28 protein-coding genes and 1 pseudogene are annotated in these 25,190 nt (G+C 36.7%); 11 read left to right on the top strand and 18 right to left on the bottom strand.

Going from position 1 to position 25,190, the window contains the following annotated elements; genetic code table 11:
- The first annotated feature begins 8 nt into the window (after nucleotides 1-8).
- Nucleotides 9-293 carry a hypothetical protein gene (locus ACHZK0_RS05885; RefSeq protein WP_262742317.1) on the top strand — a complete coding sequence of 95 codons (285 nt, stop codon included), beginning with the start codon at nucleotides 9-11 and terminating at the stop codon, nucleotides 291-293.
- A 33-nt stretch (nucleotides 294-326) separates the two neighbouring features.
- On the opposite strand, the gene ACHZK0_RS05880 is transcribed toward ACHZK0_RS05885, so the two are convergent.
- Complete coding sequence (locus ACHZK0_RS05880; RefSeq protein WP_262742316.1) at nucleotides 327-1,226, bottom strand: fumarylacetoacetate hydrolase family protein; 900 nt, start codon at nucleotides 1,224-1,226, stop codon at nucleotides 327-329.
- A 246-nt stretch (nucleotides 1,227-1,472) separates the two neighbouring features.
- Here ACHZK0_RS05880 and ACHZK0_RS05875 point away from each other — a divergent pair, with 246 nt between their 5' ends.
- From ACHZK0_RS05875 to gerPF, 7 genes are all read left to right on the top strand, one after another.
- Nucleotides 1,473-1,652, top strand: coding sequence for an aspartyl-phosphate phosphatase Spo0E family protein (locus tag ACHZK0_RS05875; protein WP_000462840.1), 180 nt, complete (start codon nucleotides 1,473-1,475; stop codon nucleotides 1,650-1,652).
- Nucleotides 1,653-1,748: 96 nt separating this feature from the next.
- Entirely contained in the window at nucleotides 1,749-1,970 is a 222-nt protein-coding gene (gene gerPA / locus ACHZK0_RS05870) for a spore germination protein GerPA (protein ID WP_001111187.1), read from the top strand.
- 14 nt (nucleotides 1,971-1,984) lie between these two features.
- On the top strand, nucleotides 1,985-2,191 hold the full coding sequence (gerPB, locus tag ACHZK0_RS05865) for a spore germination protein GerPB (RefSeq protein ID WP_001012508.1): 207 nt from the start codon (nucleotides 1,985-1,987) through the stop codon (nucleotides 2,189-2,191).
- Between the two features lie 67 nt (nucleotides 2,192-2,258).
- A complete protein-coding gene (gene gerPC, locus ACHZK0_RS05860; protein ID WP_063263235.1) occupies nucleotides 2,259-2,873 on the top strand; it encodes a spore germination protein GerPC in 615 nt (204 codons plus the stop codon).
- A gap of 6 nt (nucleotides 2,874-2,879) precedes the next feature.
- Nucleotides 2,880-3,074: a spore germination protein GerPD gene (gerPD, locus tag ACHZK0_RS05855; RefSeq protein WP_001052807.1), complete on the top strand. Its 195-nt coding sequence runs from the start codon at nucleotides 2,880-2,882 to the stop codon at nucleotides 3,072-3,074.
- 15 nt (nucleotides 3,075-3,089) lie between these two features.
- Entirely contained in the window at nucleotides 3,090-3,476 is a 387-nt protein-coding gene (locus ACHZK0_RS05850; RefSeq protein ID WP_262742315.1) for a spore germination protein GerPE, read from the top strand.
- A 42-nt stretch (nucleotides 3,477-3,518) separates the two neighbouring features.
- On the top strand, nucleotides 3,519-3,734 hold the full coding sequence (gene gerPF, locus ACHZK0_RS05845; protein ID WP_001141570.1) for a spore germination protein GerPF: 216 nt from the start codon (nucleotides 3,519-3,521) through the stop codon (nucleotides 3,732-3,734).
- 80 nt (nucleotides 3,735-3,814) lie between these two features.
- Here gerPF and ACHZK0_RS05840 read toward each other — a convergent pair whose 3' ends face one another.
- The 6 genes from ACHZK0_RS05840 to ACHZK0_RS05815 form a co-directional block, all read right to left on the bottom strand.
- On the bottom strand, nucleotides 3,815-4,102 hold the full coding sequence (locus tag ACHZK0_RS05840) for an RNA polymerase alpha subunit C-terminal domain-containing protein (protein ID WP_262742314.1): 288 nt from the start codon (nucleotides 4,100-4,102) through the stop codon (nucleotides 3,815-3,817).
- A gap of 12 nt (nucleotides 4,103-4,114) precedes the next feature.
- Nucleotides 4,115-7,840 (bottom strand): helicase-exonuclease AddAB subunit AddA, encoded by a 3,726-nt coding sequence (gene addA, locus ACHZK0_RS05835; protein WP_395761325.1) that lies wholly within the window; start codon nucleotides 7,838-7,840, stop codon nucleotides 4,115-4,117.
- Nucleotides 7,837-11,352, bottom strand: a complete 3,516-nt coding sequence (gene addB / locus ACHZK0_RS05830; RefSeq protein ID WP_262742311.1) for a helicase-exonuclease AddAB subunit AddB — start codon at nucleotides 11,350-11,352, stop codon at nucleotides 7,837-7,839. The genes addA and addB overlap by 4 nt, the downstream gene beginning before the upstream one ends.
- 116 nt (nucleotides 11,353-11,468) lie before the next feature.
- On the bottom strand, nucleotides 11,469-12,032 hold the full coding sequence (gene lepB / locus ACHZK0_RS05825; RefSeq protein ID WP_061676503.1) for a signal peptidase I: 564 nt from the start codon (nucleotides 12,030-12,032) through the stop codon (nucleotides 11,469-11,471).
- Between the two features lie 56 nt (nucleotides 12,033-12,088).
- Nucleotides 12,089-12,682 carry a TVP38/TMEM64 family protein gene (locus tag ACHZK0_RS05820; RefSeq protein WP_043936619.1) on the bottom strand — a complete coding sequence of 198 codons (594 nt, stop codon included), beginning with the start codon at nucleotides 12,680-12,682 and terminating at the stop codon, nucleotides 12,089-12,091.
- A gap of 367 nt (nucleotides 12,683-13,049) precedes the next feature.
- Nucleotides 13,050-13,631, bottom strand: coding sequence for a competence protein ComK (locus ACHZK0_RS05815; RefSeq protein WP_063263210.1), 582 nt, complete (start codon nucleotides 13,629-13,631; stop codon nucleotides 13,050-13,052).
- Nucleotides 13,632-13,916: 285 nt separating this feature from the next.
- Between ACHZK0_RS05815 and ACHZK0_RS05810 the strand changes: the two genes are divergently transcribed.
- Both ACHZK0_RS05810 and ACHZK0_RS05805 read left to right on the top strand, forming a co-directional pair.
- Nucleotides 13,917-14,102 (top strand): hypothetical protein, encoded by a 186-nt coding sequence (locus ACHZK0_RS05810; RefSeq protein ID WP_262742309.1) that lies wholly within the window; start codon nucleotides 13,917-13,919, stop codon nucleotides 14,100-14,102.
- A 317-nt stretch (nucleotides 14,103-14,419) separates the two neighbouring features.
- On the top strand, nucleotides 14,420-14,620 hold the full coding sequence (locus ACHZK0_RS05805) for a hypothetical protein (protein ID WP_270342066.1): 201 nt from the start codon (nucleotides 14,420-14,422) through the stop codon (nucleotides 14,618-14,620).
- 193 nt (nucleotides 14,621-14,813) lie between these two features.
- On the opposite strand, the gene cspA is transcribed toward ACHZK0_RS05805, so the two are convergent.
- On the bottom strand, nucleotides 14,814-15,017 hold the full coding sequence (gene cspA / locus ACHZK0_RS05800; protein ID WP_000301522.1) for an RNA chaperone/antiterminator CspA: 204 nt from the start codon (nucleotides 15,015-15,017) through the stop codon (nucleotides 14,814-14,816).
- Between the two features lie 365 nt (nucleotides 15,018-15,382).
- Between cspA and ACHZK0_RS05795 the strand changes: the two genes are divergently transcribed.
- On the top strand, nucleotides 15,383-16,174 hold the full coding sequence (locus ACHZK0_RS05795; protein ID WP_395761324.1) for a phosphotransferase: 792 nt from the start codon (nucleotides 15,383-15,385) through the stop codon (nucleotides 16,172-16,174).
- Between the two features lie 121 nt (nucleotides 16,175-16,295).
- On the opposite strand, the gene aceA is transcribed toward ACHZK0_RS05795, so the two are convergent.
- From aceA to ACHZK0_RS05745, 10 genes and pseudogenes are all read right to left on the bottom strand, one after another.
- A complete protein-coding gene (gene aceA / locus ACHZK0_RS05790) occupies nucleotides 16,296-17,573 on the bottom strand; it encodes an isocitrate lyase (protein ID WP_395761323.1) in 1,278 nt (425 codons plus the stop codon).
- A gap of 23 nt (nucleotides 17,574-17,596) precedes the next feature.
- Complete coding sequence (aceB, locus tag ACHZK0_RS05785; protein WP_262742306.1) at nucleotides 17,597-19,186, bottom strand: malate synthase A; 1,590 nt, start codon at nucleotides 19,184-19,186, stop codon at nucleotides 17,597-17,599.
- A 191-nt stretch (nucleotides 19,187-19,377) separates the two neighbouring features.
- The gene (locus ACHZK0_RS05780) at nucleotides 19,378-20,037 is read right to left on the bottom strand and encodes an S-layer homology domain-containing protein (RefSeq protein ID WP_270342063.1); all 660 of its coding nucleotides are present in this window, start codon (nucleotides 20,035-20,037) and stop codon (nucleotides 19,378-19,380) included.
- 467 nt (nucleotides 20,038-20,504) lie between these two features.
- Nucleotides 20,505-21,161, bottom strand: a complete 657-nt coding sequence (locus tag ACHZK0_RS05775) for an S-layer homology domain-containing protein (RefSeq protein ID WP_395761322.1) — start codon at nucleotides 21,159-21,161, stop codon at nucleotides 20,505-20,507.
- Between the two features lie 411 nt (nucleotides 21,162-21,572).
- On the bottom strand, nucleotides 21,573-22,229 hold the full coding sequence (locus ACHZK0_RS05770) for an S-layer homology domain-containing protein (protein WP_395761321.1): 657 nt from the start codon (nucleotides 22,227-22,229) through the stop codon (nucleotides 21,573-21,575).
- A gap of 135 nt (nucleotides 22,230-22,364) precedes the next feature.
- Nucleotides 22,365-22,792 (bottom strand): annotated as a pseudogene (locus tag ACHZK0_RS05765) (EamA family transporter); the annotation flags it as partial.
- 110 nt (nucleotides 22,793-22,902) lie between these two features.
- Entirely contained in the window at nucleotides 22,903-24,168 is a 1,266-nt protein-coding gene (locus ACHZK0_RS05760) for a M48 family metallopeptidase (RefSeq protein ID WP_395761320.1), read from the bottom strand.
- Between the two features lie 134 nt (nucleotides 24,169-24,302).
- Nucleotides 24,303-24,491: a hypothetical protein gene (locus tag ACHZK0_RS05755; protein WP_395761319.1), complete on the bottom strand. Its 189-nt coding sequence runs from the start codon at nucleotides 24,489-24,491 to the stop codon at nucleotides 24,303-24,305.
- Nucleotides 24,492-24,502: 11 nt separating this feature from the next.
- A complete protein-coding gene (locus ACHZK0_RS05750; protein ID WP_262741172.1) occupies nucleotides 24,503-24,802 on the bottom strand; it encodes a hypothetical protein in 300 nt (99 codons plus the stop codon).
- A gap of 31 nt (nucleotides 24,803-24,833) precedes the next feature.
- Nucleotides 24,834-25,190 carry a hypothetical protein gene (locus ACHZK0_RS05745; protein ID WP_149237065.1) on the bottom strand — a complete coding sequence of 119 codons (357 nt, stop codon included), beginning with the start codon at nucleotides 25,188-25,190 and terminating at the stop codon, nucleotides 24,834-24,836.

Raw genomic sequence — 25,190 nt, 5'->3', positions numbered from 1 at the left:
GATTCGATATGTTATTAAAGTACGGCAAACATATTAACTATTTGGCTACATCTTTTATTTTAGTTACATTCTTTGGCTTCCTACTTTCCACAACATTGCTTATTAACTACTCAACTTCTACTACATTCACACTACTGAAAGCATCATTTTGGACTGCTGTTATTCTTACTATCATTGGTTTTGGACGAGAAAAAAGCGCACTTACCGTTATACTATTTGGCATTTGCACACTTGCATTCATTGGCCTTTACATTTTTTCTATTATTGATTACCTCTATAACCCAAGACCATAAAAAAGAGCTATCTTCGATAAGATAGCTCTTTTTTCATTTCACTACATTTCGCAAAGTACCAATACCTTCTACTGTAATGACAACTTCATCACCAGCATGTAAAAACTTCGGTGGTGTGAAACCTTTTCCGACTCCAGACGGCGTTCCTGTTGCGATTATATCTCCTGGTTCTAACGTCATACCTTTACTTATCGTTGAAATAATTTCTTCTATTGAAAAAATCATTTTATTTGTATTTGAAGTTTGCCTTACTTCCCCGTTTACTACCGTTTCAATGTGTAACGCATTTGGCGCTTCAACCATTGATTTATGAATTAAATACGGTCCCATCGGACAAAATGTATCGAAACTTTTTCCAAGGAAAAATTGTTTATGCTTCCTTTGAATGTCGCGAGCAGTTATATCATTTATAATGGTGTAACCAAAAACATGCTCAAGCGCTTTTTCTTTTTTTATTTGTTTCCCTCGCTTACCGATGATGATAGCTAGTTCTCCTTCATAGTCTAGTTCATTCGTTGCGTGGGGATGACTATTAATTTTTTCATCCATTCCAATAACTGTCGTTGGCGCTTTCGTAAAGATCATTATATTTTCCGGAATGGATTCTACTCCACCCATCTCTATCGCATGCTCACGATAGTTTTTTCCAACGCAAAGAATATTCTTCCTTGGCCTTGGAATCGGTGCTAATATTTTCACCTCAGTTAACGGATAATACGCGTTTTCCCCATGCTCTTTTGCCCAATTGACAATTTCACATACTTTCTCAAAGCATGTGGTCCCTCTTTCAATATACTCTAGCATTGTAATGGGGATTGTAACCTTTTCCCCCTTTTGCCTTTGCGCTTCTCTTAAATGCAATACCTTTTTTTCTTCTTCATCCACAATCCCTACAAATACCTTTTCATCTTTTTTTGCCGTTACCAAACGCAATATTTCCACTCTCCATCCTAAAACTCATACCCTTTAATTGTATTCGCATCCGTAAGAAAAAAACCTTCTCATGCACGCTAATTTTTACAATATTCTTCTCCTATCCTATTGGTTACTCCTTTACATTTGACATAAAATGTAGAAAATTTACTTTTTTTAGCGAAAGCATTTCTTTTTTATGGGGTTTTTGTATAATATGTACTACATATATACTAAAAATTTCATTTAGAGATGGAGCCGATTTCAATGTTTGAGCAAGCGATTGAAAAAAAACGTGAAAAAATGATTTATTTTGCTGAACGCTACGGAATGACTTCTCAAAAAACAGTGGATTGTAGCCAAGAACTGGACAGGCTCTTAAATGCAATTTGGCATGTACATACGGATTTTCACCCTAATCAAACACTCGATACACACACGCAATAACGCGTGTGTTTCTTTTATTTCAAAAAAACACACATTTTATTGAAAACGCCCATACAATAGTAGAAAAGAAAATTTTAAAAACGAAAGGTGTTTTGTATGCCAGCTATGGTCGGACATATTCGTATCGTCAATATTGGATCAAGTGGTATTTTTCATATTGGAGATGTATTTGCGATTAGGCCTATTAGTTATTCACGCGCTTTCGCTGGGGCCGGCTCTTTTAATGTTGGAGATAACGTTTCTGTCTACAATTATCAAAGCGCAACGACTGTTAATGACTCCGATGTAATTGATCAAGCGATAATTGGTTCAACTTAGAGGAGGCGATTACATTGAATTTTTACGTAAACCAAAGCATCATCATTAACAGCATTAAAATTGATAGCATTACAACCTCTTCTGTATTTCAAATTGGTACTGCTGGAAGTATTAAAGCTCTATCTAAGTTCTCAAATACTGGCGGATTTACAGAACCCCTTCGCCCATTACAGGCGAAAGGACAAATTATTTCTATCAAACCATCAACTAGTTCTTCTTAAGACATCCTTGTCATAAATATATAGCAGGAATATATTTACCCTCCCTATTGAAAAGGAGGTTTCACAAATGAATCAAGATATATATACTTACTTACACCAACTTCAGCAAGCTCTTCAAACACAACAAGCGGCCATCCTGAATTTAGAAGAACAAGTGCGTCAACTCCAAGAAGAGCTTAACGAATTAAAAAATCGCCCCTCCTCTTCTGTAGGAAAAGTGGAATACAAATTCGATCAATTAAAAGTAGAAAACTTAAATGGCACTTTAAATATTGGTTTAAACCCATTTTCAGCAAAAGGACAGCAAATCGAAGATTTCCAAGTAGATACAGAAACTTTGAAGGTCAATCCTGAGACTGACACAAATCCAGACTTTTACCAAGGGATTCTTCAAGAAATGCATCGTTACTTAGATGAAGAAGCATATAATCGAATTCTCCATTTTGAACAAGAAGAGAGAACGCCGCTCGATGAAATGTATCGACAAATGATGGTTGATGACATAAAAAAACAGATGGAGCATAGACTTCCTTATTATTTAACACAAGCGCAATCATATGAAGGGATTTCAACAGATCCAGACTATTTACGAGATATTATTATTCAAGCAATGAAACATGATATCGACAAAGCCTTCCTCTCTTTTATTCAACACATACCGGGCAATTTCCGAAAGGAGTAAGTATGTATGAATCTTAACGTTGTAAATCGTGAATTAAAAGTCGGCCAGATTAAAATGAACGGTGTATCGTCATCTGCACTCTTTTTAATTGGGGATGCGAATCTCCTCATTCTATCTTCTATTCTTGATACACCATTTGAAACTGTAACAGAGGGTCCATTTGTACCGTTAGTAACAGATGTCCCTCCTACTCCAGGTTAAGGAGACTGAGAAATTATGTTACATCATGTGTCTGTTGTCCAAAATGTTTCTATTATTTCTTTAGGGATTAGTGCCGTATTTCAAGTTGGAGATGCAAACCAAATGGAGTTAAAAAGTAGGGCTCTTGCCGTCCACCGGGAAATTCCTTGTTATATAAAAGGCGAAGGTCGCTTAGATGCATTTGAAATTTTTACAGATGAACACGTCACAATCCCAAAACGAACGACAGATGTAAAATTAAACATTGTAAATGAATGTCCTTTTATTGAAGTGAATGACGTTGAATTACGAACACTCTTAAATTCTGGTTGCTTTCAAATTGGAAATGTTGATTATGCTTTCAATAACTCTCGTATTATGCAAATCCGCCAATATATTACTGATGAACCTTCCGCTCCATAATTCATATAGTAATTAAAACGCTTAGTAAAGTAGGTGGATGGTATGCCTTCCGTTGTTGGAAATCTCGTCGTTCAAAACAGTAATGGTTCTTTTAATTTAGGGGATTTTTATAACGTATCTCCGAAAGAAAATACGAAAGCTTATAATGGATCCGGAGCTTCCAATGTTGGATTTGTCGTGAACACTTTTAGCGGCGTTAGTGCAACAAATACGTTTGATTCTGATGTGGCCGATCAAGATCAGATCGGAACAGCATAAAAAAAGTAGGAGATATTCTCCTACTTTTTTCTTTTATCTCATTCAAGATTCTCAAAAAAACCGCTGTTTACTGTTTCATTTTATTTAAATGATAATCCGCTCTCCTCCAAAGCCTTTCTAAGCTTCGGCATAGATGCAGGTCCCATCCCATGCAATTTCGAAATTTCTTTTTCACTATATCGTGAGAGTTCTTCTACAGTATGAATGCCATGATGTTCTAATGCCCTTCTTGCTGGTGCTGATAGAAGAGAGAGAAAACCTTCTTTCGGCGTTCTCTCTTTCTCACAAGCCGGGCAAGTTGGACAATCGCTACTTTTATAGTATTCATGTCCTTTTTCACACGTTCTTAACGTTTTTTCCGTTGCCATTTTCAAGTCCCTCTATTCTTCAATTTTCACAACATGATTGCCATCAAAGAAGTATAAGCATTTCTCTTTCACTGGGTGCTGCAAGCTTTTTTCAAGTGCCTTTGCATATAACGAAAGCTGTACTTTGTATCGATCTTCTAAAATTTGTTTCGCTTGATCGAATCCGCCTGGGAACTTCCCTTCAATCGTATCTGTTTTAAAGTCGATTAACGTAATGCCGTCTTCCTCTTCAATCATACAGTCGATAACCCCTTGGACGAGAATTGATTCCCCGCTCTGCCCTTGCCAATCTTGATATGCTTCTTCTGCTGCAAGCATCATCGTAAATGGTACTTCACGCTCAACACTTTTCGCCGCTAATACCCTTTTACCTAGATCACTGTCAAAGAATGAAATGACTTTTTCGATTGCTATTTCTTCGGCTTGTTCGAATGTTAATAGCTCTTTATTAACCATGCCACTAATTTGCTCCCGAATTATTTCTTCTGTAATTGGCTTCTTCAAATCAACATGTTGCATGACAGCATGAACTGCCGTACCTCTTTCAGCGTATGTTAATCCTTTTTTCTCCATAAAACGAGGACGTGTTTTAATTGGCGCACGCATTTTTTTAATAAAGGCGTTATCGCTACCTTCTTCAGATTGATAATTTCTCTTTATTTCTGTAACAGATTGTTTCGCGCGGTGAGATGTTGCTTCCTCATATCCGTACTTCCACATTAATCTATCGTACACTTCTTCTTTTCGTTCACTTTGCAGGGGAACAGCTTTTTTCTCACGAAGTGCTTCTAGTAATTCTTGTTTCTCTTCTTGAACCGGTTCTGGCGCAAGTAACGTGCTACCGTCTACAACTTGGACTTTCCAGCTCGTGTCATAGTCATAAATTTCACCCGGAATACTACCTTGTCCTAATTCAAGAAGCATTTCACTATCACGATGTCTATATAATGAAGGTGCAATCCAGTCTAAATAACAAGACGCTCCGGCACGTATATGATCTGGTAATAACCATCCACTATGCTCCCTCGCATCAAGCCATTTTTCCATTTCCTTATTTGCATCCTTAACCGTTCCGATTAAAATTAACTTTTCTTTTGCACGTGTTAACGCTACGTATAATACGCGCATTTCTTCGGCGATTAATTCCATTTTCATTTTACGCTTAATTGCTAGTTGCGATAATGTCGTATATTTAATACGTTTACGAGGATCGATAAATTGTGAACCGAAACCGAAATCTTTATGCAGTAAGAAACGTTTCATTAAATCTTGTGTATTAAAACGGCGACCAAGCCCCGCAACAAACACGACTGGGAACTCTAATCCTTTACTTTTATGAATCGTCATAATACGAACGACATCTTCTTGTTCACCTAAAGCTCTCGCCGTACCCATATCGTCACCGCGTTCTAAAATACGCTCAATAAAGCGTAAGAAGCGGAATAATCCTCTAAACGATGTTGCTTCATATTGTCTTGCGCGGTCATAAAGTACACGCAGGTTTGCTTGCCTTTGCTTTCCGGCTGGTAAACCACCAACAAAGTCGTAATAACCTGTCTCACCGTACACTTTCCAAATCAAATCAGAAAGAGATTGTTGACGCGCGAATTCACGCCACCCTTGCAGTAAATTATAGAACCACTCTAATTTATCATGTAGTTCTTGCTCTTCCTCAAGCGGTGCCCCTTTTAAGAATGAGCTCATTACTTCATAAAACGAACCTTTCTTTCCGTGAGCACGAAGCGTCGCAAGTTCTTCATCATTTAATCCAACGATTGGTGAACGAAGCACTGCGGCAAGTGGAATATCTTGCATTGGATTATCAATCACGCGGAATACGTTCATCATAATATTTACTTCTGTCGCTTCAAAGTAACCAGTCGCAAGATCAGCGTATACTGGAATTCCTTGCAGCTTTAACTCTTCCATAATTTGCGGCGCCCACGGCATAGAGCGAAGTAAAATAACGAAATCGCGGTATTGTACAGGGCGCATACTATCCGTTTTACGATCATACACTTCATAACCTGAATCAACCATCGCTTTAATGCGCTGCGCCATAAGACGAGCTTCAAGTTGCGCTTTTTCTACTTCTGCACCTTCTTCACCGTCTTGCACTTCTTCTTCCGTTTGCTGAATGCATAGTAGTTCTGCCGCTACATCTTCACCTTCTGGATAGCTAGCACCTAACTTTAATTCAGCGTCTGCATCGTAGTCGATTTCTCCGACTTCTTCGCCCATAATTTGTTTGAAGATAAAGTTCGTACCCGCTAACACTTCATGACGACTACGGAAGTTTTTCGCTAAGTCTATCTTCATTCCGCCGCCCGATCCTTCTTGTGTGAAGCGTTTATACTTTCCTAGGAATAAACCTGGTTCTGCTAGTCGGAAACGATAAATCGACTGTTTTACGTCACCTACCATGAACAAGTTTCCTTCACTCTCAGAATCCTTCGTTACAAATTTAATAATGGATTCCTGTACGAAGTTCGTATCTTGATATTCATCGACTAGTACTTCAGCAAATTTATTACGATATTGAAGCGCTACTGCTGATGGCTTCATCTCACCATTTTCACTTTGTTCACTTAAAATTTGTAAACAGAAATGCTCTAAATCGGTGAAATCGACCATTCCTTTATCTCGCTTCATCGCTTGGAAGCGCTCCGTGAATACTTTTACAAGTTGAACAAGCTTTTCTAATACAGGATGCATATCTTGAAAATCTCGTAAAAAACTTTCAGGTTTGCGGCTAAATAACTCTTCTTGTAATTTCTTCACTTCATCTTTCGCTTTATTACGAAGAGAATCTACTTGTTTTACAACATCTTCGTTGTAATCACTTTTCTTAATACGCTTTAACGTTTGCCACGATACTTTTTGCATCGCTTCATACACACTTGTCCACGATTCACGAGCAGCTGATGATAACGTTCCAAGTAAAACCGCATCAGCTTGCAAGGTTTCAACGCGAGGCGCCGGGCCGTCAGGAAGCATTGCGAGTTCGGTTGCTTTACGAATATGCTGTTCCGCTGTTTCAAGCTGGAATTTCACATCTTCTAATAAGTAAGAAGCATACACTAAATCTTCTATTGTCTTTCCTTCTACATCGTATGCTTCTACTAATTTATCGAGCCACTTTTCCGGATTTGGATGCGCTCTTGATTCTGTATGAAGCGCTAAAATCATACGCTGTAAGTCATCATCACTACGATCACTCGTATAACGATCAACGAGTTCAAAGAATATCGTATTGTCTTCAATTCCATACTCTGCTTCTAATATGTCATCTAACACTTCTTCTTTTAATAATTCATTTTCTGTTTGATTCGCAATACGGAAACGAGGATCAACATCAAGCATGTAGTAGTATCCTCTAATTACTTGTAAACAAAAGGAATGGATCGTCGAAATAGAAGCTTTATTTAATAAGCTCAGCTGCTTTCTTACGTGCTGAGAGCCTGGCTCATCAATTAATACTTTTTCTAACGCTTCCCCAATTCTATTTTTCATCTCTTGCGCCGCTGCATTCGTAAATGTTACAACGAGCAGGCGGTCGACATCGACTGGGTTTTCTTCACTTATAATCTTTTTAATAATACGTTCAACTAATACTGCTGTTTTCCCTGATCCAGCTGCTGCTGCGACTAAAATATCACGCCCGTTCGCTACAACTGCTTTCCATTGGTCATCTGTCCACTGACTACCTTCTGGTTTTTTAGGCCAATTTTCAATCATTCTCCGCCAACCTCCTCTCTAATTTTCTCCATCGCTTCGCTATCTTTCATATCTTTTAGCGTACGGAATTGATTATCTTCAAGTGATTCATCGAACTGACAAACAGATTTGAAGTTACAGAACGTACATGCCGCTTTATTCCCTTTTTTGTAAGGAGCAATATCGATAACACCTTCTGTAATATCTTTTCCGATATTTTCAAACGTATGGTGTACGTATTTTTGCAATACGTTAAACTCTTGTTCACTTGCAATGCTCGAACGCGCACTAAAGCTACCGTCTTTTTTCAGACCAGCAGAAATAATATCCGAGCTTCCTGTTGAAAGTTTGTTATCCATTAAACGAACAACGTCAGCATCGCCTAGCACGAGTCCTTTCATTTTAAATTTCTTTAAAATTTCTTTCTCAATTTCTGCTTCAGATGCGTCACCTTTCATCTCAACGATTGGGTTATGAATATGGAAGTACAGTACACCAGCCGGTGATGCCGTGCCTCCTTTTTTCATCCACGTATGTGCATTTGAAGTAACAACATCTAAATACGTTAACATTTGAAGTGCCAATCCGTAATACACTTCCGTTAAGTCTAACGCTTTTGAGCTTGATTTATAGTCAATAATACGTAGGAACGTACCACTTTCATCTTCTGCCTTATCAACACGGTCAATACGGCCAACCACTTCCATCTTCACGCCATTTGGTAATGAGAATTCCATTGGCGGAAGTGATCCTGTACCGCCCATACCGAATGGCACTTCTAAATCAACTGGTACGAAACCACTTGATTTCGCGTGCTCACGAAGAATGATTGACGTACGGAAAATGATTTGTTGTAGTTTTTGTTTTAAATAGAAATGACGGTTTGAACTTAATAAAATTTGTCTTTGTAATAACGGTGCAATCTCTTCTATTACTAAAGCAGAAAGATGCTCACACTCTTTTATTGATAAATCTGCCCAAGTACGATTTTCACGTAATAGCCTGTCTGCAATTCTCTTCAGCGCTGCATGGAATAGCTCGCCAATATCCGGTGCATCCAGCTTGAAAATATCACGCTCTCTTAATGATAAACCGTGCTGCGCGAAATGAGCATATGCGCAACGGTTAAATAGTTCCATACGAGAGACGCTTCCTTTTATTGTGTCTCCGTATAAATCTCTACTTACAACTGAACTTAGCTTTTGCGCACGATTTCGGTAGAATAAGCTTGATAATACGCGGCTACTTTTTTGCTTCCATTCATCTGAAGTAACGTAGAAGTTATATACGTCCCACCAAAAGTCTAAATTCCCTTCAAATCCGTATCGCTTCCACGTTTGAAGTTGCTGCATTACATATGACAACGTTACTTCTGGCGTTGCTACGTATGAAATTTGTTCCGAACGAGATAAATCATTTACGTCATTCGTAATAAATGTATCTTTCACATCAGGGAACATTCTTTTTATTTTCTTAATAAAGCTAGACGCAAGTAACGTCTTTCCTTCTTCATCTGCTAGCGGACAAGAAATATATAATTTCTCAGTCGCTCTCGTTACCATTTGGTACATAACGAACTGTTCTTCTAGTAGAGTTTGTCTCGTCGTTGGTGCTAATTCGATACCTGCACCACTAAGAACATCTCTTTCTTCATCAGAAAGCATACCTTCATCCATAGGTGCTGCTGGAATCACACCTTCATTTACGCCAATGACAAATGTTGCTTTCACATTTGATAATCTAGAACGATCAATATTCGCAATTAACACTTGGTCTAATGACGGCGGAATGTTTGCGAATTGAAGCGCCTCAAGACCTGTCGACATAACATCTGTGAACATAGAAAGTGACATTTTCTCTTCGCCAAGCATTTCAACGAACGTATCAAGAAGACTCATTACTTCTTCCCATACTTGCTCATGATCTGTCGCGAATAAGAAATCTCCGCTCTCTTCTGCACGAATACGTAATGCTTCTAGTTTTTTCGGAACGTCTAGCTCTTCTAAAAATAAGTAAACAGCTTCGCACATTTGCATAACTGTTCCCGCACGTTTCAGCCTTTTTTGCATACGAATAACAGGCGTTCTTACAACGTCGCGTAGTCGATTTATTTTCTCTTCCATTTCACGTTCACTGTCTGTAATCATCCCGTCTGTATCGTCAAGAGAACGATAGCGGCGATACATCCACGGATCTTCTGAAGTCCATCTCTTCCCTTGTACACCGTACGCTAAACAGTAGTTTTCAAACTCATCCATCTCTTCACGCATCGTTTCTTTTCTTACGTCTAATGGATATAAAAGTTCTGTTTTCACGCAGCGAAACACTGCATCATAACGCCAATTCCCGCTAATAATCTCTAGTGCAGAACGAATACATTCTACTAGCGGATGATGTGACATCGGGCGTTTTTCATCGATGAAGTGCGGAATATTATAATCTGTAAATAACGTTCGCATCACATCGTAATAACTTTCTCCATTACGAAGAAGAACCGCAATATCTCGGTAACGGTAGTCTTCATCCGCCACAAGTCTACGAATTTCACGGGCAACACCCTCTACTTCAGCTCGTAAATTCGCTGCTGTATGAATCGTTACACTCGCTTCCCCGTGAAACTTTTCATTCGGACGCGCTTCATAATGCGTTTCTAAATGCGCTAATGCTTGCGAATGAAAACGTGGTTGTTCCATAAGTGGAATCGTTTTTTCAATTTCTATCTTCTCTTCACGTGCTACTTGTTTTATTTTTTCATACGTTAATGTCGTTTCATAAAATAAATCTAGTTCATTTACTGGCTGCGCTAAGGTTTTTTCATCTATCGTTAACGTAATCGTAACTCTCGCTCCGCAAATCATAAGCTGTCTTACAATTTCTAGCTCTTGCGGTGAGAAAGAATGAAATCCATCTATATAAATTTCAGCCCCATTTACATATTCAGATTGCGGAAGCTTTTCCACTAGTAATTGCAGGTAGTCTTCTGAATCTAAATATTTTCCGATTAAAGCACGTTCAAAATCATCATATAATAGTTGTAGATCATACACTTTATTCGCTAATAGCTTTTGTTCGGCACTGCTACTATGTGCATCCAATTGTTGCCACATTTCATATACGTTAGATGGCGTCACGTTATAACGTTTAAACTCCGCAATCATACTACCAAGATGTTCAAAGAAACCGTTTTGCTCCGCTGCTTTTTGGAACACTGATAATCCATCTTTACGAGACTCTACAATTTTACGAAGTAGCATATGTACGCCCGCTTCATCAATGTGAAGACGACTCGCTCCGCCAACTTCTTGCAGCACCTTCCACGCTAACCGTGAAAAACTAAAAACTTGTGCCCGAATAGAACCTCTAACATCCTCACTACCAATTAACGCCTGCTGCGTTTGGAATGTCATCTGTTCTGGCACAAGATATAATATTGTTTCCCCTCTTGGGCGCTGCTTTAACTCTTCTTGCACTTCGTGTAAACAAAGTGTACTTTTTCCACTTCCCGCTCTACCAATCACAAATCGAAGTGACATGTAACCCCACCTTTCACTTACATAACGAACGTTAGTTTGCTACTATAATTGTATTATAGGACACGAAAAAAGACAAACGGAGTAGTTTGTCTTTTACTATACTTCTACCTATTATATCAACCTTTTGAAAAATTCGTTTGCACCTCTTTAATTGGCCAATATCGTAAATCAACTTTACCGACAACTGTATCAGCTTTTACAAATCCAAAGTGTCTACTATCCCAGCTTCCGAGACGGTTATCGCCTACTACAAAAATATATCCAGGTGGCACCGACTTTTCTTTCGTCAACTCTTCTAGTTTAAAATCACCTGTTAGTTGTCGTCCATTTATCTCTTTCTTATACGTCTCTAAATAAGGTTCATCCACGAATTGTCCGTTTATATACAGTTTATCATGCTTATATTCAATTTGATCCCCGGGTAAACCGATAATTCGTTTTACATAGTCCTCTTTTTTATTGGCATGAAACACAACAACATCAAACCTGTTCAAGTCCCCCACTTGATAACTCACCTTATTTACAACGAGCATATTGCCATCTTGCAATGTCGGCATCATTGACTTCCCCTCTACAACGTACGTTGAAAAGAAAAACGTTCGAAAAAATACAGCTAATAATACACCAATTAAAATTGTTCGTATCCACTCTATGCCTTCTTTTTTCAAAGTTTTCTTCATCCGCTTCTCCCCTTATCCTTTAATAATGAAGCCTACAATTATAAAGAAGACTATTCTTACTGTAGTTCTAACTTTACTTCGATTTTTTTACCAACATACCATAAAATAAAAATACCAATTGCTACAATGACTGATTTCACCGGATTATGAATAAATGACATTAAATCATGGCCGATATACGTTAAAATAAAAATCATCACAAGTTTTCCGAACGCGAGCGCAAGGCCAAACTGTTTTACACTAATGCGAGATAAACCAGCAACAACATTTATAAGCGCAGACGGTGTAAACGGAAAACAAAATATAACAAAAATCGGCGCGAACCCTTTCCTTTCAATCCATCCCATTGCTTTTCTTACTCTCTCATGCTTATTTACAAAAGAAAAGAAACGACTTCGGCCAAAATGGCGGATAATGAAAAAGACAAGTAAAGCACCCATTACTGATCCAAGCCAAGAATAAAGAAAACCGAGCCAAAATCCAAATGCAACAGCATTCGCCAGTACAAATACGATGAGTGGCAATGCCGGAATCAACGCTTCTATCATCGGTAAACCAATACCAAGAAGTGGTCCGAACGCTTTATAACTTTCAACAATATGATCCATATTTTCTGGTGAAAAATACTCTTTGATTGTCTGAAAATCCATTCTACACTTTACCCCTTTACTCTATGTACTACCTCTACTGTATCATCGCTTATATGAAAGAGGAAATGGTAGATACGACATATGGAGATGTAATTATTAAGTTTCCATATCTTTCATTAGAATTCCTTCATTATTATGCTATGATAATCTATCAATATTCGACAGGACGTGTCGCGATTTTGGAAGCGGTCCTTTTGTTTTGGTGACAAATTCCTTGGTAACTGAAATTATATCGACCGTAACTCACTTTTTATCAGCGATTTTTCAAATATATCAACCACAACTCGATTTTTATCGGCAATTTCTCGAATATATCGACTTACCGACAAAAACTGACAAATAAAAGGATGGGGGTTCCCCCATCCTCTCACACTTCACCTTCCTTAACGAAATACACTTTCTCATATGCTGGTTTCAGTCTAGATTCTTCAGTTTTATCAATCTCTTTAAAACAGGGGCTCCCCTGCTTTTTTCTACGATCTTCATATTCAGTACGCAATTTTGCCGTACGATTTAGTTGATTTTCAAAACTACTTTTTGATATTTCTAATTTCACAGCAAAGCCATTTATAAATCTAACAATAACATTTCCGTCCTTTGACTCTTTATTACTTTCAATATAAAAATGAGACAACCAAGCGCACTCTTTTCTAGAGTATGAATAAGTGGGAAAAAAATAAAGTTGATCTGTCGGACTAATCGCAATCGGTGCTTTATGTGTAATATGAGTTAACTCTTTCGTTCCTTCTTTTCTGCCTAAGAAACTAGAACCATGCTTGCGGCAACTTCTTTCTATAATATCTAGAGGCTTTTGAAATACGAAAAAGGAATCTTCCCTCTCAACAACTCGTGTAACAATTTTCTTCTCACTTAGAATAACAGGAAGTAAGGCCATTGTATTTTTATTTACCACATAGTTTTCGACATAACGTTCTACTTTACTTTCCATATTCTACTGTCTCCTTTTTTCCATTTATATTAGCAGCTGCATATATAATTTTAGCATCTATGAAAAGGAAATGGTTTACAAATTCCGCTTTTTTACAATACTTTATCATTTATCAAACATCCTTTAAATTATAAAATAATTATATAGTGATTTCGTAATAATAAAGTCGATACAAAATGCATTTATACTACCTATAAATATTTACAACTGCTTCCTCATTTCGCATCATTACGGCAATTAACTTTGCTATAATTAAAAGATAAATCCAATATATGGAGGTCCACTATGGAAGAAAAAGAAATGCAACCAACAATTCAAATGAAAAATAGCAGCATTGTAATCGTGAAAAACTCATCCAGCATTATATTCGGACTATTTTTCATTCTACTATTCTTCGTAAAGCCTTTTCGAAAATCGAAATGCCCTGAATGTAAGAAACGCGCGAAGAAAAAAATTGAAAAAGAAGAGTAAAAGGCCTTCCATTTTGGAAAGCCTTTACAATTCTTCGTATTTTCTTCCGAGTGTCTCTGTATCCCCTTTATTTTTTATATTATTACATATTAAAAAATGATAAGAATATTATCCACTTCTTTAAAAGTACTTGTACATGTTACCCGTTTTTAATTTCCATTAAGAACTTCAACTTTATACATCACTAGCAACTTTTTAATTCGTTAAATCTACAATATAAGTTTTGTATAGAATTCCATTTCAAAACACAAAATATGTAAGTGATTATTTATGATTACATTAGTTTTTTATGTAATTCCAAAAAGGAGCTTTATAATATGGAGAAAAAAAGTCTATTAAGCCAACATATTAATAGCGCCCCATCAGATGCTCTGAATACCCCTAGTAAAGAGCAAGAACAAATGTTAGAAACATCATCTCAAGACGAACAAAATTCTAACAAAAAAGATATTAATCAAAGCCTATATGGCGCAGATTTACCCATTTCAGATGTAGACAGAACAACAAATAAAAAATGAATTGCAAAGAAAAAATTAAGAACAAATAAAGTTTTACTTTCTCGTTTATAAAGTAAAACTTTATCCAACCCTCAATAATTGAGCGGTAACAAGCAGTTGATCTCCCGCCGAATTTTAAGATGAAAAGACTTTCTCCACAACAAAAAAAAAGGATGGCAGCAGCCATCCCTTTTTTCCATAATAAACTATAAAATTATAGTTTGATTACGTTTTTAGCTTGAGGTCCACGGTTACCTTCTTCGATTTCGAAGCTAACTTTTTGACCTTCTTCTAAAGATTTGAAACCTTCAGTTTCGATTGCAGAGAAATGTACGAATACATCGTTTTCGCCTGGAACTTCGATGAAACCGAAGCCTTTTTCGTTGTTAAACCATTTTACTTGTCCTGTTACTGCCATGATTATTTCCTCCTAAGAAAATACAAATTTTTAAATTTTTAGTCTTCCTGTCTAAAAAAAGAATCCACACATTATCAAATACGAAACATAAACTAATTCTCACATACTTTTTCTCGTTCGTTTTCAGCACTTGATAACATATGGATTGCTTAATTTAACTATTCAACTGGGACTATCATAGCACATTAAAATAAAATGTACAATCTTTTTTGAAAATAACTGACAAATCAGCTGGATTGTACATTCGTAAATAATTGATTTTAGTATGTGCGGATTTCACTTTAAAATGAGTACACACACCATTTGAATACGATTACATCCCTTATTCTGAAGTGTTACAATATAATTATATTGGAGGGGATTATATGTCAAACTACGCCAACGAAGAAAAGCTTACAGGGGGAAATATATCAAATGTGTATCGTTCTGAAAATACTGTTCTGCGAGAATTAAAGCCAGGTAGCGCAAAAATTCATACATTGTTACAACACCTAGAAAACAAAGGGTTTCATTATGCTCCAAAGTTTTTAGGTGTAGATGAAAAAGATAGAGAAATTTTATCCTTTATTGAAGGAGAAGCTGGGAATTATCCGTTAAAAGAATATATGCGGTCTAATGCTGTTTTAAAAGACATAGCAAAGATGCTCCGCCTTTATCATGATGCGGTAAGTGATTTTCCCTTATCAGATGAATGGCAACCGATGGATTGTACTCCAAATGACATTGAGGTTGTATGCCACAATGATTTTGCTATATATAACATTATTTTTAATCAAGAACAACCAGTAGGCATTATTGATTTCGATGTCGCTGCTCCTGGTCCAAGAATTTGGGATATCGCTTATACGCTTTATACTTGTGTGCCTTTAAGTAGAACGTATTATACAGAATCCGGTGAGGCAGTTCATTATGACTCATCGCAACATGCTGGCCATATGAAAGAAAGAGTGAAATTATTTGTCCAGTCCTACGGTAAAAGTATGGACGAAGATTACTTAGGAATGGTTTTACTACGATTAGAAGCTTTATGTACATATATGAAAAAAAAAGCACAAGAAGGCGATATGAATTTCCAAAGAATGATTGATGAAGGACATTTAGAGCATTATGAAAAAGATATGGCGTTTATTCGTGATCATGGAGCTGAGTGGATTTAATCATATTGTCCTTTTTATCGGTAAGTCGATATCCTTGGTCGAATCGTCGATATATTTTCATTTACTCTCGAATCGTTTAGAAAATAATAAGGGGCACCCTTCAAAAAGGTGCCCCTTCCTTTTATTTCGTAAACTGCGCTTCTTCCGTAGATCCTTTTAGCGCTGTCGTTGATGAAGTACCGCCTGTAATAACTTGTGCTACTTCATCAAAGTAACCTGTTCCTACTTCGCGTTGGTGACGTGTTGCGGAGTAGCCGTGTTTTTCTGCTGCGAATTCTGCTTGTTGTAGTTCAGAGTACGCTGCCATGCCGCGCTCTTTATAGCCACGTGCTAATTCAAACATACCGTAGTTTAATGAGTGGAATCCAGCTAGTGTTACGAACTGGAACTTATAACCGTAAGATGCGATTTCTTTTTGGAAGCTCGCAATTGTTTTCTCATCTAGTTTTTGTTTCCAGTTGAATGAAGGTGAACAGTTATATGCAAGTAATTTCCCTGGATGCTCTTTATGAATTGCATCCGCAAATCGTTTTGCATCTTCTAAATTCGGTTCAGATGTTTCGCACCAAACGAGATCTGCATAAGGAGCGTATGCTAAACCACGTGCAATCGCTTGATCAAGACCTGCTTTCGTACGGTAAAATCCTTCTAGAGTTCTTTCTCCTGTAATAAATGCTTTATCAACCGGATCAATATCGCTCGTAATTAAATCTGCTGCATCCGCATCTGTTCTTGCAACAATAATGGTCGGCACTCCCATTACATCTGCCGCAAGGCGTGCCGAAATTAAATTACGTACCGCTGTTTGCGTCGGCAGTAATACTTTTCCTCCTAAATGGCCGCATTTTTTCTCTGATGATAATTGATCTTCAAAGTGCACACCTGATGCACCTGCTTCAATCATACCTTTCATCAGTTCAAATACGTTTAATTGGCCGCCAAATCCAGCTTCTGCATCTGCTACAATCGGTACGAAATAATCTGTATCTTCGCTTCCTTCCATATGCTGAATTTGATCCGCACGTTGCAGCGTTTGATTAATTCGTTTTACTACAGCAGGTACGCTGTTCGCTGGATATAAACTTTGGTCTGGATACATATGTCCAGAAAGGTTCGCATCCGCCGCTACTTGCCATCCACTTAAATAAATTGCTTTTAGCCCAGCTTTCACTTGCTGCATCGCTTGGTTCCCTGTTAATGCCCCAAGTGCGTTAATGTAATCCTCCGTATGAAGCGATGACCAAAGCTTTTCAGCACCGCGGCGCGCTAATGTATGTTCAATATCAATAGATCCGCGCAGGCGAATTACATCTTCTGCCGAATATGGACGTGTGATCCCTTTCCAACGCGTATCTAATTCCCAGCTCTCTTGTAATTTCTCGATTCTTTCGTTTTTCATTTGTTCCATCCCCTTTTCAATTTTTATAAAATTTCATAACCTGGTAATGTTAAAAATGGTACGAATTCATCATTCCGAACGAGATTTGTAAACAACGTTGTCGCCTCTTGGAATCTCCCTTTCTTAAAGGCTTCTTTACCAATCTCTCTTTCTATTTTTGCTAGCTCTTCTTCCTTTAGCTCTTCCATCAGTTCAAGCGTAATATTACGACCGTCGTTTAGCTTTCCACCTTCATGGCGAATCCATTGCCATACTTGTGCTCTAGAAATTTCCGCTGTTGCAGCATCTTCCATTAAGTTATAAATTGGTGCTGCTCCCCGTCCACTTAACCAAGATGCGATATATTGAATGGCTACGCTAATATTTAGGCGAAGTCCCTCTTCTGTAATCGTTCCCACTGGTACTTCTAATAAATCCTTTTCTGTAACATGTATTTCTTCACGCTTTCTAAAAATTTGATTCGGTGTTTTCATAATGTGATTAAATACTTCCATCGCGACTGGTACAAGTCCCGGGTGGGCAACCCAAGTCCCGTCATGGCCGTCTAAAGCTTCGCGCTCCTTATCTGCACGCACTTTTTCAAAAGCTGCTTCATTCGCTTCTGGATTGTTTTTAATCGGAATTTGCGCTGCCATTCCTCCAATAGCTGGTGCATTACGGCGGTGACACGTTTGAATAACTTTCAAAGAATACGCGCGCATAAACGGCGCCGTCATCGTGACTTGCGCTCTATCTGGAAGTAAAAATTTATTATGATTACGGAAACTCTTTAGAAAGCTAAAAATATAATCCCATCTTCCGCAATTTAACCCAGCAGAATGATCTTTAAGCTCATACAAAATTTCATCCATTTCAAACGAAGCGTGAATCGTTTCCAGTAGTACCGTTGCTTTGATTGTTCCGTTTGGAATACCGATATATTTTTGAGCAAATAAGAAAACATCATTCCATAACCTTGCTTCTAAATGACTTTCCATTTTCGGTAAGTAAAAGTATGGACCGCTTCCTTTTGCTAAAAGAGCTTTCGCATTATGGAAAAAATAAAGTCCGAAATCTACTAAGCTACCAGACATATTCTTCCCATCAACTTGCATATGTTTTTCTTCTAAATGCCATCCTCTTGGACGCACAATTAATACTGCTGTTTTACTATTTAAACGATACTCTTTTCCGTTTTCATTTTTATGTGAAATCGTTCCCTGCACAGCATCTCGTAAGTTTATTTGTCCTTCAATTGCATTCTCCCAAGTTGGTGAATTCGAATCTTCAAAGTCTGCCATAAAAAGATGCGCTCCTGAATTTAAAGCATTAATAACCATCTTTCTATCTACTGGCCCAGTAATCTCTACGCGGCGATCCTCTAAATCTTTTGGCAACTTGGCAATTGTCCAATCCGCTTCACGTATGTGCTTCGTTTCTTCTAAAAACTTTGGAAACTCTCCTGCATCAATTCTCTTTTGTTTCTCCGCACGCTTTTGTAAAAGTTCTATGCGGCGCTTATTAAAATTTTCATGTAGTTCCTTTAAAAAACTAAGCGCCTCAGGTGTCAATATTTCGTTGTACGCTGGTAACATTTCTCCGGGCAATGTTACCCGTGAAGTTTGCGTCGACATATTAGCATCCCCTTCTTAAACTGTTTTATAACAGATTTGATTTTATGTTTTATATTATATAACAAATCTTCAGAAAAGGAAGTTTTTTTTGAAAATTTTATTGCTTTTTTTACAAAACTGTATTCTTCCACCCGTATTACACATAAAAAAAAGAAGCCGGTGTTGTATAACACCGGCTTCTTTTTTATTATTTATTCAAACATTGATTTAAATAAGAACTGCGCATATTGTTCACGTGTTACTTTCATATCCGGAGCGAAGTTACCCTTCCCATCTCCTACTGAAATACCATTTGAACCTACTGCATTAATCGCATTTTCTGCCCAATGTCCCTTTGGTACATCTTTAAATTTTGCTGTTCCTTGTACTTGTAATCCAAATGCTTTCGTAAGAACTTGCGCCATTTCTGCACGTGTTAACGTAGCTTTTGGTCTGAAGTTTCCTTTCTCGTCACCTGTAAAGATACCTAATTCTGTTACTGCTAACACTTCAAAAGGAAACATCGTTGAGTTATCATCAACAATATCATTATACGGACTCTCTAATACCTCATCTTCGCCAAATTCTTCATCAAGATCAAGTGCACGATAAATTAAAGCAGCTACTTGTTCACGAGTTACGTTATTTCCAAAACCGAACACACCATTTCCATAACCAAGCATAATTTCTTGTTCTGCTAAAATTTGAATTGCTTCATAAGACCAATGTCCTGCTGGTACATCTTTAAAGATCGCCTGGCTTGTTTGTTGTGGCTTCGGAGCTACTGCAGCATTTACTGTACCTTCAGCACTAAATGCTACTCCACCCATAATTGTTAAAGCTGTTGCTACTTTTAAAACTTTTTTCTTCAAAGTACTCTCTCCCTAATCAAAGCTTATTTTTTTCTAATATAAAGAATTAGCAAAAGAGTAACAATACATTTATTCATATAATTCTTGTCCAAATTGTGAATCATATTTCACTTACTTCCCTTTACACTTCATTGATAATCAAGGTGATACAGCATATTTTCTTTCGCATAAAATAGGTATATAACCAAACACTTTTCACGCTTACTTTTCTTTCTCTTGCTAATTTAGGGCGATAAAATCCTCACAAAAAAACTTGATAATACGCGAGTTTTTTTGAAGATCTACCACCCGTAAAAATCCGGTTATTTCCGATAATCAATCTACTTATATATAAGTATAAAAAAACATAATATAGACTAAAAATAAAAAAGAGGGAATGTGAAAAATCACATTCCCTCTCTTTATTCCTTATATCACAATATTATTTATAACCTATTATTAAATTAAACAATTTTTATATTTCAACTTTAATAATTCTCATCTTTTAAATTAAAATTAATAATAGCTTTATTTAAAAACGTTGCATATTGCTCACGTGTTACAACTTTATTCGGTTCAAATTTCCCATTTCCTGTTCCTACTATGACATGATTAGACTGTAGTGCACTAATCGCATTTTTTGCCCAATGATTATTTGGTACATCTTTAAATGTATGGTTCTTCTTCACCTCAAATGTAAATGCATTCGTAAGAATTTGTGCCATTTCTGCGCGTGTTACTGGTGCAGTTGGTCTAAAGTTTCCTTTTTCATCACCTTTAAAAATACCATGCTCTGTTAATACTAAAATTTCATCTAAAAACATTGTTGCTCTCTCAGAAATATCTTTGTATGGATTTTTTAAAGGTCCTTCTTTTTTCAAATTCAATGTACGATAAAGTACTGCTGCTACTTGTTCTCGTGTTACATTATCTCCTACACCAAACTTACCATTTCCATAGCCTAACATTACTTTATTGTATACTACGTCCATTATATCGTCATATGCCCAGTAATTTACTGGAACATCATCAAACACAATCATTTCTGGATATTCTTCTGCTTTTACGTTTGGTACATTTGTACTTACAAACAAGCCGCCCATAATAGTCACCGTTGCCATTATACGTAACATGTTCTTCTTCATTGCCCTCTCCCCTTTATCTCCATTTGAAAAAACGGAAAATAATAGACTGAAATCCTTTCCAATATTACATATGTTGCCTTCGCACCCATTATGCAATATATTACATTTAAAAAATCTATTATTGTGAAAATCACTACTAAAGGAGAGCCAATTCGCTCTCAATTTCAACTTTTATACCAAATTGTACGCAAATCCATTTTCTTTCCTGTATTCATGTAAAGGTGTTTCTATAATATAAATATTCTACTTTTTTTAAAAGAAATCCTTCACATTTTAAAAGTTCATCATCTAGACAAAAAATGCAATTATATCAACTTAACTACAACATACGACAATATTAACCTCTCTATTAATAAAAGCTCATAATGAGCGGAAGATACCTCTTCTACACACTATGAGCTTTCTCTTTATCTATTCCATTTTCCCTGGAGAATTATCAATCGATCGTTTTAAAAATTTCGCGAATTGCCCGCGTGTTACGAGCATTTCAGGCTCGAACTTGCCATCTCCCGTTCCAACCACAACTTTATTAGACTGTAATGCGCTAATTGCATCTCTTGCCCAATGGTTTTCTGGTATGTCTGTAAATGTATGTGGACTCTTTGTTTTCAACTCATATGCTTTTGTTAAAATTTGTGATAACTCTGCACGAGTCAGTGTTGCTTTCGGACGGAAATTTCCATTTTCGTCTCCTTTAAAAATACCAAGCTGTGTTAAGCGTAAAATTTCGTAAGGGAACATGGTTGATTTCACACTAATATCTCCATATGGATTCCCAATATCCGCAGTTCCTTTTACATGAAGTGCGCGGTATAATACTGCCGCCGCTTGTTCACGTGTTATATGATCTTCTACACCAAACTTACCATTTCCATATCCAAACATAATTCGATGATATACTAAATATTTAATATCATCACACGCCCAATGATCTGTTGTTACATCATCAAACTCTATCATCGAACCAGATTTTTGGATAACATCTGTATTTGCAGACACACCATTTGCACTTACAAATATTCCTCCCATTAAAGTTAATGATGTCATTATCTTTACTAGCTTTTTCATCTCTCTCACCCTCTTTTCCCTTTATTTTCCTGCAAATAATATTGTACAAAAAATTAGGGAATTATCAATAGAGCGCAAGTCAAATAATTTAAAATTACGAATATTTTTCTTTTATCGTTATTTTTTCTTCCTCCGTTTTTCGAGCGATAGACTTCCATCTACTCCAGCTACTAAAACGGTACCGATAAAACAAATGACAATGGACATAACCGCAAATACTGTAAGTCTCTCTTTAAATCAATACTACCAATCATTAATACGATAATGGGTGCAAGGTGGTACACTGAAATCGTAATTGTAATCGACATCACTTCAAACGCTTTAAATAAAAATACCCAGTTAAAAACAAGAAATACACCGTATGCTAATATTTGCATTACTTCTTTTTTATTCCATTTCTCACTTTTATACTGTCCTGTTACGAGCCAACATAATGCTAAAAATATAGTCGCACAAATGCAACGAACAAATACTAATTCAAAAGACGGTAAACCTGTTTGAACAGAACAAAATCCAATTGATCCGAAAATAGAAATCGAAAGGATTATTTTTATAGCCGGCATTGATTTTGAATGAAAAAATATTAACCTCCTGAAAATTTCACTGAATATTCTATATATTACACACTATAATTTTCCAAACTTCGAATGACGCATAAAAAAGAAGCAGTACACTACTGCTTCTTTTCTTTTTCATATTGCTCAAACGTATGAATTCTTTCGAAAATTGGTGGATGTGTGTATAAGAAAAACTTCACTAATGCAGGCGGATTTACTTGGCTTAAACTCGTTTTTGATAAATATTGAAACGTTTTTACACCAGATTTTCCGTCCTTCGTCATATCTAAAGCATATTGATCTGCCGCTCGTTCTTCTATACGAGAAACATAGTTTGTTGCTGGCTGTGATGCAAAAGAGAGTACAGAAGAAATTAAGAAAAATAAAGGTAAAATTGAGAAACATGCTACTTTTGACATTTGCAGCGTATCTCCCCATTTTCGAATACACATATTTATAATACGGCTAATGAGATACATCCCTATAAACGATAGCAGCACGTAACTCGCAACGCCCCAATATATATGTTTCATAACATAATGCCCCATTTCATGGGCCATTATAAATAAAATCTCTTTATCTTTTAATTGCTTAAGCGTTGTATCCCACATTACAATACGGGCGTTAGGACCAATTCCTGTTACATATGCATTTAACGCATTCGTTTTTTCTGACATATTTACTTCATACACGTGTTTAGCAGGAATGTCAGCTTTGTCTGCTATCGCTAAGATTTTCGTTTCTAATTCTTTATTTTTTAGCGTCGAAAAGTCGTTATACAGTGGATCAATAACGACAGGCTGTATAAATGTTAAAAAGATTGTAAATGGTACAGAGAGCGCCCACCCTGCTAGCCACCATCTCTTCGGGAATTTACGGATGAGCCATAATAGAACGGTAACTACGATTAACATCGTCGCATAACTCTCCCAAAAACCGATAACATGATCCTTTATCCAGCTTTGTGTACTTTGCGTTGAAATGCCGTAATCAACGGACACTTTTCGGCTAATCCATTGCATCGGCAGGGCAAGAACTGTTGTGAGTAATGATAAATAAAAGAAATAAATCGCAACTTGCAGGACACTTATTTTCGTCGTTTCCTTCGACCATTTCTCAAACTTTCTTGAAACACCGAGCACAAGTATAAATAATAAAATAATCCATTCAAGAGGCGTCGCTAAAAAGTACAGCAAGTTTTTCACGCGCGAATAATCTTGGCTTAGCGTAAGCTCTCTTGCATTCATAAATGTTTCTGGATCTGCCTTTGTTCCTTTATACATTTCCGGAATCAGTTCATGATTCCATCCAAATAAATACCAATATATAAGCAACGCAAACCCAACGTACAAAAAAAGCGACCACCCAATAACCTTCCTCACGCTATTCCCTCCTCTATGCTGCCTGTCTATTATTATTGTAAGTTCGTACATGCTAAATTAGAACAAGCTTATTACGCGAATTGCTCGAGAATCTTCTATTTATATAAAAAAACTCTTCTACAAAAAGAAGAGTTTTACCTATCTTTAGACACTTTCTTCGGTTCATACTCTGGGATAAGAAACGTACTTACAACCCAACATATTAAACCAGCGCCTTTTATATAGCGTATATATTCATAGTCTTGAAAAAATAAAGTCGTTACAATAAGCGTAAAAAATCCAATTAAAACTAGTACGTATCCTATTTGCTTCTTAGATAACATAACGTGCCCCCTTAAGGAAGTACATCCACTAATAAACTAAAATCTTGTAAAGAAAAAGAACTATATTTCATAATACCTTGTACAGCTAAAAGTAAAATAAGACCGGTCACACACATATAATTAACGCTTTCTTCACTCTTTTTTTCAGCAACTATTCCGCCGCTTATACATAATATCCCTAACAAATGGAGTGCTAAATACATAAAGAAATAAGCTTCCTCCCAGCGAAGAATAACATTGACTGTCGTTATCAGCACTATACTAAGCAAAATCAAATAAAAAAACTTATGTGATGATATTGTTTCATTCATATAATTTTATACATCCCTTTCAAATTTCGAATTAATGATGTTTCAAAGCTATAAAGTAAATGATTGTTTTCATACTATAAAACAAAAGGAAAGCCACTATTACTTTCTCGAATATTTTATGAACCCACATATACTTCTCTTCATTTCTTCTGAAGATGCGCTTCATCATTTCTTCTACAATTAGACCAAATATTAATAAAACCCCTAACACAATAAGAAGAGAAATAATATTTTCTTTTAAATGAGTACTAGAAAATAAGTAATACTCTGGAAACACAATCGTATCTACTACAGGTTGCACCCAATGACAAACGCTTTTATCACACATATCTGTAATAGACGTAGCATCTATAATGTCTTTCAATATTTTTTCAATCGTCTTCTTCAT

The sequence above is a fragment of the Bacillus sp. 3G2 genome (assembly GCF_044324725.1).
Lineage (GTDB): Bacteria > Bacillota > Bacilli > Bacillales > Bacillaceae_G > Bacillus_A > Bacillus_A mobilis.
This window is presented reverse-complemented; position numbering and strand designations above follow the sequence as displayed.